Origin of the sequence: Streptomyces bicolor (genome assembly GCF_000719285.1) — a bacterium.
GTDB classification, from domain to species: Bacteria; Actinomycetota; Actinomycetes; order Streptomycetales; family Streptomycetaceae; genus Streptomyces; species Streptomyces bicolor.
On record NZ_JOFS01000024.1, the window covers coordinates 1 to 14,043 of the forward strand.

General features: G+C 70.6%; 11 protein-coding genes. 5 read left to right on the plus strand and 6 right to left on the minus strand.

All coding sequences use genetic code 11. The annotated features are described in order from the left end of the window. The 3 genes from IF78_RS0128295 to glgB form a co-directional block, all read left to right on the plus strand. The coding region (locus IF78_RS0128295; RefSeq protein WP_031485655.1) for an alpha-glucosidase C-terminal domain-containing protein at positions 1-778 on the plus strand (778 nt) is incomplete at its 5' end. Between the two features lie 84 nt (positions 779-862). Beyond that, positions 863-2,308 carry a maltokinase N-terminal cap-like domain-containing protein gene (locus IF78_RS0128300; protein WP_037641457.1) on the plus strand — a complete coding sequence of 482 codons (1,446 nt, stop codon included), beginning with the start codon at positions 863-865 and terminating at the stop codon, positions 2,306-2,308. Beyond that, a complete protein-coding gene (glgB, locus tag IF78_RS0128305; RefSeq protein ID WP_078662622.1) occupies positions 2,305-4,728 on the plus strand; it encodes a 1,4-alpha-glucan branching enzyme in 2,424 nt (807 codons plus the stop codon). Before IF78_RS0128300 ends, glgB begins: the two co-directional genes overlap by 4 nt. An 18-nt stretch (positions 4,729-4,746) precedes the next feature. On the opposite strand, the gene IF78_RS0128310 is transcribed toward glgB, so the two are convergent. From IF78_RS0128310 to IF78_RS0128325, 4 genes are all read right to left on the minus strand, one after another. Then, complete coding sequence (locus IF78_RS0128310; protein WP_051828238.1) at positions 4,747-7,020, minus strand: HelD family protein; 2,274 nt, start codon at positions 7,018-7,020, stop codon at positions 4,747-4,749. A gap of 187 nt (positions 7,021-7,207) precedes the next feature. Continuing rightward, entirely contained in the window at positions 7,208-7,522 is a 315-nt protein-coding gene (locus IF78_RS0128315; RefSeq protein WP_037641471.1) for a thioredoxin family protein, read from the minus strand. A 14-nt stretch (positions 7,523-7,536) separates the two neighbouring features. Then, on the minus strand, positions 7,537-7,926 hold the full coding sequence (locus IF78_RS0128320) for a MerR family transcriptional regulator (RefSeq protein WP_031485663.1): 390 nt from the start codon (positions 7,924-7,926) through the stop codon (positions 7,537-7,539). Between the two features lie 29 nt (positions 7,927-7,955). Further along, positions 7,956-8,474 (minus strand): Lrp/AsnC family transcriptional regulator, encoded by a 519-nt coding sequence (locus IF78_RS0128325; protein WP_031485666.1) that lies wholly within the window; start codon positions 8,472-8,474, stop codon positions 7,956-7,958. Positions 8,475-8,519: 45 nt separating this feature from the next. On the opposite strand from IF78_RS0128325, the gene IF78_RS0128330 reads away from it, so the two are divergent. Both IF78_RS0128330 and IF78_RS0128335 read left to right on the plus strand, forming a co-directional pair. Then, entirely contained in the window at positions 8,520-9,434 is a 915-nt protein-coding gene (locus IF78_RS0128330) for an NAD-dependent epimerase/dehydratase family protein (RefSeq protein ID WP_234439904.1), read from the plus strand. A gap of 1 nt (position 9,435) precedes the next feature. Then, a complete protein-coding gene (locus tag IF78_RS0128335) occupies positions 9,436-10,350 on the plus strand; it encodes an aldo/keto reductase (RefSeq protein ID WP_031485670.1) in 915 nt (304 codons plus the stop codon). A gap of 19 nt (positions 10,351-10,369) precedes the next feature. Here IF78_RS0128335 and IF78_RS0128340 read toward each other — a convergent pair whose 3' ends face one another. Both IF78_RS0128340 and IF78_RS0128345 read right to left on the minus strand, forming a co-directional pair. Beyond that, the gene (locus IF78_RS0128340; RefSeq protein ID WP_078662623.1) at positions 10,370-11,905 is read right to left on the minus strand and encodes an AAA family ATPase; all 1,536 of its coding nucleotides are present in this window, start codon (positions 11,903-11,905) and stop codon (positions 10,370-10,372) included. Between the two features lie 592 nt (positions 11,906-12,497). After that, positions 12,498-13,919 carry a cation:dicarboxylate symporter family transporter gene (locus tag IF78_RS0128345; protein WP_051828240.1) on the minus strand — a complete coding sequence of 474 codons (1,422 nt, stop codon included), beginning with the start codon at positions 13,917-13,919 and terminating at the stop codon, positions 12,498-12,500. Positions 13,920-14,043 lie beyond the last annotated feature (124 nt).

Consider the following 14,043-nt stretch of genomic DNA (forward strand, 5'->3'; position numbering starts at 1 on the left):
AATCCTCGCCAAGACCCCGGCCATCCCCTCGCGCTGCCAGTGGGGCATCTTCCTGCGCAACCACGACGAGCTGACCCTCGAAATGGTCACCGACGAAGAGCGCGACTACATGTACGCGGAGTACGCCAAGGACCCGCGGATGCGCGCCAACATCGGCATCCGGCGCAGGCTGGCCCCGCTCCTCGACAACGACCGCAACCAGATCGAGCTGTTCACGGCTCTGCTGCTGTCGCTGCCCGGCTCGCCGATCCTCTACTACGGCGACGAGATCGGCATGGGCGACAACATCTGGCTCGGCGACCGCGACGCCGTCCGCACGCCCATGCAGTGGACCCCGGACCGCAACGCCGGCTTCTCGTCGAGCGACCCGGGACGGCTGTTCCTGCCCACGATCATGGACCCGGTCTACGGCTATCAGGTGACGAATGTCGAGGCGTCGATGTCCTCGCCGTCCTCTCTCCTGCACTGGACCCGGCGCATGATCGAGATCCGCAAGCAGAATCCGGCCTTCGGACTCGGCTCGTACACCGAACTCCAGTCGTCGAATCCGGCCGTGATCGCCTTCCTCCGTGAATACGAGGACGATCTCGTCCTGTGCGTCAACAACTTCTCCCGGTTCGCCCAGCCGACGGAACTGGACCTGCGCAGGTTCAACGGAAGGCATCCGGTGGAGCTGTTCGGCGGGGTGCGATTCCCGGCCATCGGTGAACTGCCGTACTTGCTGACGCTCGGCGGTCACGGCTTCTACTGGTTCCGGCTGCGCAGGGAAGCCGCCTGAGAGCCCGGGCGGGGCGGTTTCCCCCGCCCCGCCCGGGGCACGCATGAGTAACACCCCGACCACCCGGGGAAAGGACGCGACGCCATGTCGGAAGCCGTCACCCGTATCACCACCACCCCGCCCGGCCTCCTTGCGTCACTGGATCCACTGTTGCGGGAGTGGCTGCCGCGGCAGCGCTGGTTCGCGGGCAAGGGGCGTCCGGTCACCGGTTTCGCGCTGGTCGCGGCCACCGAGCTGCTGCCGCCCGGCGGCAAGCTGGGCCTGTACCACCTCCTGGTGCGCGCCCATCAGCCCCTCGTGCCCGTGCCGGGCGCCCCCGAGCAGCCCGCGGACTGCTACCAGCTCCTCATAGGCGAGCGCGAGGCGCTGCCGCCCCGGCTGGCGCCCGCGCTGATCGGACATGTGGCCGAGGGCCCGCTCGCCGGACGCACGGTGTACGACGCCCTGTACGACCCGCGCCCCTGCGAGCTGCTCCTGGAGGCGCTGCGTACCGGGGCCCGGATCGGCGCCCTGCGCTTCGAACGCGACCGGAGCCAGGAGATCCGGTCCGGCCTGGTGCCGCGCCTGGTCACCTCCGAACAGTCCAACTCGTCGGTCGTCTACGGCGATACGTTCATCCTGAAGCTGCTGCGCAGGGTCGTGCCCGGCGTCAATCCCGACCTGGAGCTCCCGCTGGCCCTGGCCCGCGAGGGCTGTGACCGGGTGCCCGCGCCGACGGCGTGGATCCGCGCGGAGCTGGCCGGTGACTCGTACGTCCTCGGTGTGCTCCAGCCCTTCGTGCAGGGTGCGGCGGACGGCTGGGAGCTGGCGCTGCGTGAACTGGCCAAGGGTGAGGACTTCGCCGCCGCGGCACGTGCGCTCGGGCGCGCCACTGCCGAGGTGCACACCGCGCTTGCCCGTACGCTGCCGACCGTGACCCTGGGGCATTCGCAGGTGCAGCAGCTGGTCGACGGCATGGTCGAGCGGCTTCAGGCCGCCGCGCAGGCGGTACCCGCGCTGCGGCCGTACGCGCCCGGCCTGCGCTCCGCCTTCGAGGCGCTGGCCGGTCTGGCCGCCGAGGGGTGCACCTGGACCGCCCAGCGCATCCACGGCGACCTGCACCTCGGGCAGTGCCTGCGCTCGCCCTCCGGGCAGTGGTGGCTCATCGACTTCGAGGGCGAGCCGTCGAAGCCGCTGGCCGAGCGGCGGATGCCGCAGCCGCCGGTGCGGGACGTCGCGGGGATGCTGCGCTCCTTCGACTACGCGGCCCACTCGGCCGACCGTCCGATACCCGGCTGGGCCGAGGCCTGCCGGGCCGCGTACTGCTCCGGATACGCACAGGTCGGCGGCGCCGATCCGCGGACGGATCCGGTGCTGCTGCGCGCGTACGAGACCGACAAGGCGATCTACGAGGTCGTCTACGAGGCCCGCCACCGCCCCGACTGGCTCCCGGTACCGCTGTCCGCGATACGCCGCCTTGCCACGGACACCGGCACCCGATTCCCCCCGACACCCCCATCCCCACCTTCTCCTAGGAGGCCCCGCCCGTGACCCCCCGCACCACTCCCTCCAGCAGCTCGGAAGCCGAGCAGTCGGTCGAGAAGAAGAGCGTCGTCAAAAAGGCGACGACCAAGGCCGCGGAGGCCGCGGAGGCCGTGAAGAAGGGGACGGCGAAAAAGGCGGCGTCCAAGTCCGCCACGAAGAAGGCAGCCGCGAAGAAGGCACCCGCGAAGAAAGCCACGGCAAAGAAGGCCGCCGCCAAGAAAGCCGTCGCGAAGAAGGCCGTGGCGAAGAAGGCCACGGCGAAGACCACCGCGGCCAAGACCACCGCGGCCAAGAACACGGCGGCCAAGAGCACGGCGTCGAAGAGCACCGTCGGCAAGAAGGCCGCCGCCAAGAAGATCCCCGCGCAGAAAGCGGCACAGAAGAAGATCCCCGCGCAGAAGGCGATCCCGAGGTCACCCGAACCCGTTGAGGTCGCCGTCTCCCCCGCTCTCGACGCCGCCGACCGCGACCGTCTCCTCACCGGCGCCCACCACGACCCGCACTCCGTCCTCGGCGCGCACCCCGTGCCCGGCGGTGTCGCCTTCCGGGCTTTCAAGCCGTACGCCCTGTCGGTGACCGTCGTCGTGGGAAGCATGCGGGCCGAGCTGCACGACGACGGGGAGGGGTTCTTCTCGGGGCTGCTGCCGCTGCGGGAGGTGCCGGCGGGCTACCAGCTGCTCGTGGCGTACGAGAGCTCGGTGCAGGAGACCGAGGACGCGTACCGCTTCCTGCCCGCGCTGGGCGAGCTCGACCTGCATCTGATCGGTGAGGGTCGGCACGAGGAGCTGTGGCGGGCGCTCGGCGCCGAACCGATGACGCACCAGGGGGTGACCGGCACCCGCTTCACGGTGTGGGCGCCGAACGCGCGCGGCGTGTCCCTGGCCGGCACCTTCAACTACTGGGACGGCACCGGCTATCCGCTGCGCTCGCTCGGCGGCACCGGCGTATGGGAGCTGTTCGTGCCCGGCATCGGCGAGGGCGAGCTGTACAAGTTCGAGATCACCCGGCCCGACGGCTCGAAGACCCTGCGCGCGGACCCGCTGGCCCGCCGCACCGAGGCCCCGCCCAACACGTCGTCCATCGTGCATGCCTCGCGGTATGAGTGGGGTGACGCGGCGTGGCTGGAGCGGCGCGGGTCCGTGCCGACGCACGAGGCGCCGTTCTCGGTCTACGAGGTCCATCTGGCCTCTTGGCGCCCAGGGCTGACGTACCGTCAACTCGCCGAGCAGCTCCCCCGGTACGTCAAGGACCTGGGCTTCACCCACGTCGAGCTGATGCCGGTCGCCGAGCACCCCTTCGGCGGCAGCTGGGGATACCAGGTCACCGGCTTCTACGCGCCCACGGCCCGCCTGGGCACGCCGGACGACTTCAAGTACCTGGTCGACCGCCTGCACCAGGCCGGCATCGGCGTCCTCATGGACTGGGTACCGGCGCACTTCCCGCGCGACGACTGGGCGCTGGCCGAGTTCGACGGCCGCCCGCTGTACGAACACGAGGACCCCCTGCGCTCCGCGCACCCGGACTGGGGCACGCTGGAGTTCGACTTCGGCCGCCGCGAGGTGCGCAACTTCCTGGTCTCCAACGCGCTTTACTGGTGCGAGGAGTTCCACATCGACGGGCTGCGGGTCGACGCCGTCGCCTCGATGCTCTACCTGGACTACTCGCGTGAGCCGGGCCAGTGGGTGCCGAACGAGCACGGGGGCCGGGAGAACCTGGACGCGGTGGCGTTCCTGCAGGAGATGAACGCGACGGTGTACCGGCGGGTGCCCGGCGTCGTGACGATCGCGGAGGAGTCCACGGCGTGGGACGGAGTGACACGTCCGACGCACGTGTCCGGTCCCGGCGGCTTCGGTGGCCTCGGCTTCGGCCTGAAGTGGAACATGGGCTGGATGCACGACTCGCTGGAGTACATGTCCAAGGAGCCGGTCCACCGCAAGTACCACCACAACGAGATGACGTTCTCGATGGTGTACGCCTACAGCGAGAACTACGTCCTGCCGATCTCCCACGACGAGGTCGTGCACGGCCATCGTGGGGTGCGGGACCTGGTCCGCGACCTGAACACCGTCTACCGGCACACGCCGGCGCTGTGGCAACGGGACGCGGATCCCTCCGGGTTCCAGTGGGTGGTCGGGGACGCGGCCGACGACAACGTCTTCGCGTTCCTTCGGTTCGACGCGGAGGGGGCTCCGCTGCTGGCCGTGTCCAACATGTCGCCGGTCGTGCGGCACGGCTACCGCCTCGGGGTGCCGGACGACGTCCCGGCGTGGCACGAGACGCTGAACACCGACGCGGCGAAGTACGGAGGCAGCGACGTGACGAATCCCGACCCGATCAAGCCGGAGGCCCAGCCTTGGCACGGTCGCGCGGCCAGCATCACGCTGACGTTGCCACCGCTGGCGACGGTGTGGCTGCGCCCGGCCTAGTTTCTCGCCCCGCCGCCCCTACCCATTCCCATCGCCGCCAGGGGGCAGAGCCCCCTGGCGGGGTCGAATACGGTTCCAGGTCGTGACCAGTGCCTGCGGCAGCCGACCGGTGTGCAGCACCCCGAGCCGCTGAGTCGCCCGCGTCAACGCCACATACAGGTCACTCGTGCCGTACAACCCCGGCTCCACCACCAACACCGAGTCGAACTCCAGCCCCTTCGACTGCCGCGGGTCGAGCAGCACGACGGTCTGCGTGAGGTCGGGCTCCGCCCCCGCCGTCACCCCGTCCAGCCCCGCCGCCAGCCTGCGGTGCAGATGGCGCGGTGCGATGACCGCGAGGCGGCCCTCGGCCGGGGTCAGTTCCTCGACCGCCTTGGCCACGGCGCCGGGCAGGTCGTCGGTGGCGCGTACCCAGGGCCGTACTCCGGTCGAGCGCACCGAACTCGGCGGCTCGAAGTGGGGGTTCTCGGCGCGTACGACCGCCGCCGCGAGCTCCATGATCTCGGCCGGCGTGCGGTAGTTGACGCCGAGGCGGGTGTGTTCCCAGCGGTCCTCGACGTACGGCTCGAGGATCTTCTGCCACGAGCCGACGCCCGCCTCCTCCGCCGTCTGGGCCGGGTCGCCCACCAGTGTCATCGAGCGGGTCGGGCTGCGTCGCATGAGCAGTCGCCAGGCCATCGGCGACAGTTCCTGCGCCTCGTCGACGATGATGTGCCCGAACGCCCAGGTGCGGTCGGCCGCCGCGCGCTCGGCGGCACTGCGGTGGTCGTCCTCCTCCTGACGTTCGGCGAAGCGCTCGGCGTCGATGATGTCGTGCGCGGAGAGGACCTCGCTGTCCTCGTCCTCCTTGTCCTCGAACTCGTAGGTGCGCGAGGCGTACGAGACGTCCAGCACGCCCTGCGCGTACGCGACCTGCGTCTCCCGCTCGCGCTCGGCGCGCGCCCGCGCCAGCCGGTCGTCCTCGCCGAGCAGCTCCGCCGCCTCGTCCAGCAGCGGTACGTCCGCCACGGTCCACTCCCGCGTCACGGGGCGGCGGACGGCGGCCGCGTCCTCGTCGGGGAGGTAGCCGACCGGGTCGGCGAGGAAGTCGGCGACCAGGCGCTGCGGGGTCAGCCGTGGCCACAGCTGGTCGATGGCCGCCCACACTTCGGGGTTCTCGGCGATCTCGTCGCGGATCTGGGTGATGTCGGCGGGGTCCAGCAGACTGGAGCCGTCGTAGGGATCGGTGCCGACCCGCTCGGCGTACAGCTCGGTGAGCGTGTTGAGGATGTGCCCTTCGAAGTACTCCCGCGCCACGTTGTGCGGGAGCTTCGCGGCCCGGGTGCGTTCGCGGGCGACCCGCACCAGGTCGTCGTCGAGCATCAGGACCTCGCGGTCGTGCTCGATCGCGATCACCGGATCGGGCAGCGCCTGCCAGTCGCGTACGACTTCGGCGAGCACGTCCGCCATGTCGGCCCGCCCCTTCACGGCGGCCGCCGCGCGCGTGTCGGTCGCCGTCGCGCGAACACCGGGGAACAGCTCGCCGACCGTGGCCAGCAGCACGCCGGTCTCGCCCAGCGAGGGCAGGACCTCGCCGATGTAGCCGAGGAAGGCGGGGTTGGGGCCGACGATCAGGACCGCGCGCTTGGCGAGCAGTTCGCGGTGTTCGTAGAGGAGGTAGGCGGCTCGGTGCAGGGCGACCGCCGTCTTGCCGGTGCCGGGGCCGCCCTCCACCACCAGCACCCCGCGGTGGGGTGCCCGGATGATCTCGTCCTGTTCGGCCTGGATGGTCTGCACGATGTCGTTCATCCGGCCGGTGCGCGCGGAGTTCAGCGCGGCGAGCAGCACGGCGTCGCCGGTCGGGTCCTCGTGGCCGGTCCGCTCCTGGTCCCCCAGGTCGAGGATCTCGTCGTGCAGGGCGGTGACGGTACGGCCGCTGGTGGTGATGTGCCGCCTGCGCCTGATCCCCATCGGGGTGTGGCCGGTGGCCAGGTAGAAGGGGCGGGCGACGTCGGCGCGCCAGTCGATCAGGATGGGCGTGCGGTCGGCGTCGTCGGTGCGCAGGCCGATGCGGCCGATGTGGTGGGCGACACCCGAGGCGAGGTCGATCCGGCCGAAGCACAGCGAGCCGTCCACGGCGTTCAGCGCGGCGAGCAGCCCCGAGCGCTCGGCGACGAGGATGTCGCGCTCCAGCCTGGCCTGCATGGGCGTGTTGCCCTGGGCGAGCGCGTCCGTGACGGACGTCTCGGTGTCACCGCGCAGCGCGTCCACGCGCGCGTACAGGTCGTCGATGAATTCCTGCTCGCGGCGCATTTCACCGTCTTGAAATTCGGTGTTTGACAATTCTGCTCCCGCCCGGATATACTGTGCTCACTGAACTTCTTCGCGACCAATTCCACTGAAGTCGCGAACCATTGAATATATGCAGAGAAATCCCCCGAGCGCAATTGCTCGGGGGATTTCTTCGTATGGCGTCAGTCAGCTCACGTCGTGCGTCCGGTCAGAGCACGTCGGCGAGCTCCTCCAGCAACCGCCGCTTGGCCCGCGCCCCCACCATCGACTTCACGGGCTCGCCGCCCCGGAAGACCATGAACGTCGGCATCGACAGCACCTTGTACGCGTTCGTGGTCAGCGGGTTGGTGTCCACGTCCAGCTGCACCACCTTCAGCCGCTCCCCTTCCTCCACCGCCACAGCGGTGAGCACCGGGCCCATCTGCCGGCATGGTGGGCACCAGTCCGCGGTGAACTCCACCAGCACCGGCAGCTCCGCCCCGATCACCTCCGCCTCGAAGTCCGCGTCAGTCACCTCGGCCACGCCCGCCGCCTTGATCACAGTTCCTGCCCTCCCAGTTCGCACAACGGTTCTTCCCCCTCGCTCAGCGCCGCCAGCCGCACCCCGATCTGTGCCCGCACGGCCCGCAACTCGGCGATCAGCGCGTCGAGTTCCGCCAGCTTGCGCCGGTAGACCGCGAGCGAGGCGGGACACGAGTCGCCCTCCGGGTGCCCGGCCCGCAGACACTCCACGAACGGCCGGGTCTCCTCCAGGTCGAACCCGAAGTCCTGAAGCGTCCGGATCTGCCGCAGCAACGTCAGGTCGCTCTCGTCGTACCTCCGGTAGCCGTTGTCGCCGCGCCGCGCGGGCAGCAGCCCCCGCGACTCGTAGTAGCGCAACGTGCGCGTCGTGGTCCCGGCCCGTGCGGCCAGCTCGCCGATTCGCATGCGTACGAACGTAAGCCTTGACGCCGACGTCAGGGCAACCGCGGCAGCAGGGGCTTCGTCCGCACCGGGGAGGACAGCACGATCGACGTCGTCGTGCGGCCCAGCGCCGAGGTCTCTTCGAGAATCTCCTCCAGGTGGACCGTGTCCTCGACGGCGACCTTGAGGATCCAGCAGTCCTCGCCCACGACATGGTGGACCTCGATGATCTCCGGGCGGTCGATCAGCTCCAGGGTGCGCGGGTGCCGGAGGTTGTAGCCGCCGTGCGGGTTGACCCGGATGAAGGCCTGGATGCCGTAGCCGAGCCGGGCGGGGGCGACCTGGGCGCCGTACCCCGTGATCGCGCCCGCCGCCTCCAGCCGCCGTACCCGCTCGGTGACGGCCGCCGGGCTGAGCCGCACCCGGCGGCCCAGTTCGCTCAGCTTGATCCGGCCGTCGGTCTGGAGGAGTTCGAGGATCTGCCGGTCCAGGGCGTCGAAGGCCACCGGGGTTTCGTTGGCGGTTGGGCGCAGATGCCGTGGTTCTTTCGGCGCGGTGGTCGGATCTCCCATGTCTTCCCCTTCAGGACGCGGTGAATGGCCCGGAGAATTATGGTCATGCGAAACGCACGAGAGGTACTGGTCATCGGCGGCAGCCGCTACTTCGGCAAGCGGCTGATCACGCGACTGCTGGCCGCCGGAGACCGGGTGACGGTTCTCAACCGCGGCTCGTCGGCGCCATCACCCGGCGTGGATCACCTTGTGGCCGACCGGAACGACGAGAAGTCCCTTACGGCGGCGCTGGGTTCGCGGACCTTCGACGTCGTGGTCGACCAGGTCTGTTACACCCCGCGCCAGGCGGAGATCGCTCGCCGGGTGTTCACCGGCCGCACCCGTCGTTACGTGATGACGTCCACGGTGGAGGTGTACGAGTACGAGGACTCGATCGCCCTCGTACGCGAGTCGGACGTGGACCCGCTGGACGTGGCCGTGGAACTCGAACTCCCCTGGAACGACGCGGAGTTCCTCGACACCCACTACGGCGAGGGCAAGCGGCAGGCGGAGGCCGTCTTCGCCGCCGCACCGGCCTTCCCGTACACGGCGGTGCGCGTCGCCCATGTGCTGGGCGGGGACGACGACTTCACGGGCCGTATCGCCCACTACGCGGACCGCATCCGGACCGGCGAGCCGATCGCGGTGCCGATGGTGAACCACCCGGCCACGTACATCCATGTCGAAGAGATCGCCGACTTCCTGCACTGGGCGGTGGGCCAGGACTTCACGGGCCCGGTCAACGCCGCCTCCCACGGCCCGCTGACCACCGAGGAGCTGTGCGCCGAGATCGCCGCGCACATCCTGGACGGCCGGACCGTCTTCCAGCAGGTCGAGGTCGGCGAGGTCTCCCCGTTCGCCTTCACCCGCTCCTACGGCATGGACAACTCCCGTGCCACGCGGCTCGGTTTCCGCTTCACGCACGCCCGGCAGTGGCTCCCGAAGGCCGTCGCCGAGACCCTTGGAAAGGACGGCGGCTGACATGCGCCACCGCACTCTGGGCCCTCACCGCGTGAGCGCGATCGGCCTCGGCGTGATGCCGCTGTCCCTCGAGGGCCGCCCCGACGAGGAGCGCGCCCTGGCCACCGTGCACGCCGCCCTGGACTCGGGGGTGACGCTGCTGGACACGGCGGACTCGTACCATCTGCCGGGCGCCGGGCCCGGCCACAACGAACTCCTGGTCGCCCGCGCGCTGGCCGCGTACGGCGGCGACACGGACGGCGTTCTGGTGGCCACCAAGGGCGGCCGCGGCAGACCGTCCGACGGCGGCTGGACGGTCAACGGCGACCCCCGCCACCTCAAGGCCGCCGCCGAGGCCTCGATCCGGCGACTCGGCGTGGAGGCGATCGGGCTCTATCAGTTGCACAAGCCCGACCCGGCCGTCCCGTTCGAGGAGTCGGTCGGTGCCCTGCGTGAACTGCTCGACGAGGGCAAGATCCGCCTGGCCGGCGTCTCCAACACGGACGCGGACGAGATCCGCAGCGCCCACCGGATCCTCGGCGACCGGCTGGTGTCGGTGCAGAACCAGTACTCGCCCGCCGTCCGGGACAGCGAGGCCGAGCTGCGGCTCTGCGCCGAGCTCGGGCTGGCGTTCCTGCCGTGGAGCCCGCTGGGCGGGATCTCCCGCAGCTCGTTGGACGGGCCGTCACGGTCGGAGGGCGAGGGGCGCTTCGGTGCGTTCCACGCCGTGGCGGACGCGCACGGCGTCAGTCCTCAGCAGGTGTGCCTGGCCTGGCTGCTGGCGCGGTCCCCGGCCGTGATCCCGATTCCGGGGGCGAGCCGCCCGGAGTCGATACGGGACTCGGCGGCCGCGGCTGAGCTGGTGCTCGACGCGGAGGAGCTGCGACGGCTTGACGGTGTGGAGGAGCTGGCACGGCTGGACGGTGTGGAGGAGTGAGAAGGGCTTCCCCCTCGCCCTACCGGCCCTCCGCCTCCACGCCCATGTCCTCCCCGTCGGGCCCCGTCTCCGCGTCCCGCACCCCGAGCAGGCGGCGAGTGAGGTGGTCGTGGTCGGAGAGGAGCTCGTCGAGGGCGGCGCGGACGTCGTCCGGTTCCGTGCGGGGCGACTCGCGCTCGGCCGCGATCAGTACGGAGCGCCGTACCAGCTCCTTGGTGAAGGAGGCCGTCGTGCCCTCCGTGCGGGCCACCACCTCGTCGGCGATGTCCTTGCCGAGGCCGAGACCGGCGCCGTAGAGCTGGAGGAGGCGGGCGCGGCCCTCGGCGTCGGGCAGCGGGATCTCGACGGCGAGGTCGATACGGCCGGGGCGCTGGGCCAGGGCCGGCTCCAGCAGGTCGGCGCGGTTGGTGGTGAGGAGGAAGGCGACGTCGGCGTCGTCGCCGAGGCCGTCCATCTCGTTGAGGACCTGGAAGAGCAGGGGCTGGTCGCCACCGCCGTAGTCGCGGGCCTCGGCGATCAGGTCGCAGTCCTCCAGGACGACGAGCGCCGGCTGGAGCATCCGGGCCAGGGCGCAGGCGGGGCCGATGGCGGAAATGCTGGTGCCGGACAGGATCACCACCGTGAACTGCGGGAGGTGGGAGAGCAGATAGCGGATCGTGTGGGTCTTGCCGGTGCCGGGCGGGCCGTACAGCAGCAGGCCCCGGCGCAGGTGCTGGCCCGCCGCGCGCAGTTGCTCGCGGCGCCGGGCGACGCCCATGACCTGGCGTTCGAGGCGTTCCAGGAGGCCGGCGGGCAGGACGACGTCGTCGCGGGTGAGGGCGGGGCGGCGGTGGAAGCTGAAGGGTCCGAGGCCGTGCCGGAACTCGGCGCCCTCGAAGGAGAGGACCTGGCCGCGGAAGACGTTGTGTTCGCGTACGAGGGTGTCGAGCCCGGCGAGCAGACGGTCCGCGAACTCCTTGTCCCGCGCGAGGACCTCCACCTCGACCTTGTTGCGCCCGTACTCGTCCTGCGGCCCGCGCAGCAGCACCGCGAACCGTTCGTCGCCGTCCCGGCCGAGGTAGAACCCGCAGGAGACGCAGGCCAGTTCGGTATCCGGCGCGACGGGGAGGTGGGCGTAGTCGACGGCGCCGATCACGAAGTGGTCGTAGCGGTCGGCCGCGTCGAGGATGTCGCCGAGGGTGAGGTCGCCGTGGTGCCGCCCACCGCGCAGGCCGATCAGTTCGTGGGAGCGGGCGGGATCGGCGGCGAACCAGCGCTCCAGGGCGAGGTGGACGTTGGGCAGGTCGTACGGCGCGTAGGCCGCCTTGACGACGGGGCGGTCGGTGGGGGTGGCGCCCAGGTGCGCCTGCAGGCGGGTGCTGAGGTTGCGGCCGTCTTCCTGGTCGTTGCGTGATGCGCGGCTGACCGCCGTGAGGAACTCGTGGAAGAGGTCGTTCACTTGCTCGATCGAGACGGAGGGCGGCTCGCGGTCCCGCACGTTCGGAGACGGCTCACGGTCCGGCGCGTGGAGTGACGGCTCATGTTCGCGTGCGAGGGGTGACGCCTCTTGCGCCATGCCCGCCTCCTGGTGGTCAGCCCGGATCAGGGCCTCCAGCGTGCGGGCCCGGCGAGGGGCGGGTCAAAGGGTTTTGGGTGAGCGGGGGTGAACGGCCCGCGAAGGGGCGGGCCCTCGCCTCGGGCCCGCCCCTTCGCTCCCCCGGTGCGGTGGCTGTGCGCGCGAACCACTCCCGGCCCCCTCCGGGCGCCCCGTGAACACCAGGAGCAGGCCGGCGATCGGGCCGCGGACCTCCTCGCCCTCCCGCGCGTCCACTCGATGTCGGGCCCGGCTGGTGTGCGGGGCGGAGAAGGCCCGGGCGGCCAAGGAGGTCGCCGACGCGGTGGTCGCCGAGGTCGAGAGGAGTGGGAGGAGCACCTCGGGAAGCGCCGGATGAAGCGGTTGCGGGAGGCGCTGACGCTGCTGCGGGAGATCGCGGATCCGTGGGCCTGGCAATGTGAACCGGGCGGCCGAGCGACGGGGGAGCTACTCGGCCGCCCGGAGTGTGATGCCGGACGCCCGGCCCCGGTTCAGGCGGGGCCGGACGTCCGGAGCGAGGAGAGGGTCGGAGGCCTTGGGGCGGCGCGAGGGCCGAGCCCCCTCAGGGGCGGGCCTACGCCTTGGCGAGTTCCTTGTCGCCGCTCTGTTCCGGCGCCTCCGCGGCCGGGCCGCCGTGACCGTCGTCGTCCAGCAGGGTCTTCTCGTCGAACGGGAGCTGTCCGGCGAGCACCTGGCTGACCTTGTCCTTGTCGATCTCCTTGGTCCAGGTTCCGATCAGGACCGTGGCGACGGCGTTGCCCGCGAAGTTCGTCAGGGCACGGGCCTCGCTCATGAAGCGGTCGATGCCGACGATGAGGCCGATGCCGTCCACCAGGGCGGGCTTGTGCGACTGGAGGCCGCCCGCGAGGGTGGCCAGGCCCGCGCCCGTCACACCGGCCGCGCCCTTCGAAGCGACCAGCAGGAACAGCAGCAGCGGGATCTGCTCACCGATGGACATCGGCGTACCCATCGCGTCGGCGATGAACAGGGACGCCATGGTCATGTAGATCATGGTGCCGTCGAGGTTGAAGGAGTAGCCGGTCGGGACGGTGATGCCGACGACCGGCTTGCTGACGCCGAGGTGCTCCATCTTCGCGATGAGGCGCGGCAGCGCGGACTCGGAGGACGAGGTCGACAGGATCAGCAGGAACTCACGGCCCAGGTACTTGAAGAGCGTGAGGATGTTGAGGCCGGCGACGATCCGCAGCAGCGCGCCGAGCACGATGAAGACGAAGAGGAAGCAGGTGACGTAGAAGCCCAGCATCAGGATGGCCAGCTTCTTGAGCGCGTCGACACCCGCGGAGCCGGTGACGGCGGCGATGGCGCCGAAAGCACCGACGGGGGCGGCCCACATCACCATGGCGAGAATGCGGAACACGAGGCGCTGGATGTGCTCCACACCGCGCAGGATCGGCTCACCGGCCGAGCCCATGGCCTGCAGCGCGAAGCCGGCGAGCAGCGCGATGAGCAGGGTCTGCAGGACCGTCTCCGAGGTGAAGGCGGAGACCATCGTGGTCGGGATGAGGCCGAGCAGGAACTCGGTGGTGTCCTTGGCCTCCGAGTCGACCTGCTCATGACCGGCGTCCTTGATGGCGTCGGTGATCTGCAGGCCCGTGCCCGGCTCCAGGATGTTGCCGACGACAAGGCCGATACCGAGCGCGACGAGCGACATCGCCAGGAAGTAGACCATCGCGATACCGCCGACGGCACCGACCTTGGCGGCCTTCCGTACCGAGCCGATGCCCAGCACGATCGTGCAGAAGATGATCGGCGAGATCATCATCTTGATCAGGTTCACGAAGCCCGTGCCGATGGGCTTCAGCTCGACAGCGAAGTCGGGTGCGACCAGACCCACGGTGATACCGAGGGCCACCGCGATGATCACGGCGATGTAGAGGTAGTGCGTGCGGTCCCGCTTGGTGACGGGTGCGGCAGGTGCCGTATCGGGGGAACTGGCGGCGGCCACGGCTGCCCTCCTTGACGTCTTCGTCGGCATCACCGGCGTGCGGCTCACGTCCGGGGTGGGGGTTCGCTGATCAGGTGCCGCGCCCCGGGGAGGGGCACGCCGCCCCGGGGACGGGGGTGTCATGCGGGGGTGTCTTCATTCAGCGATGCGGTGA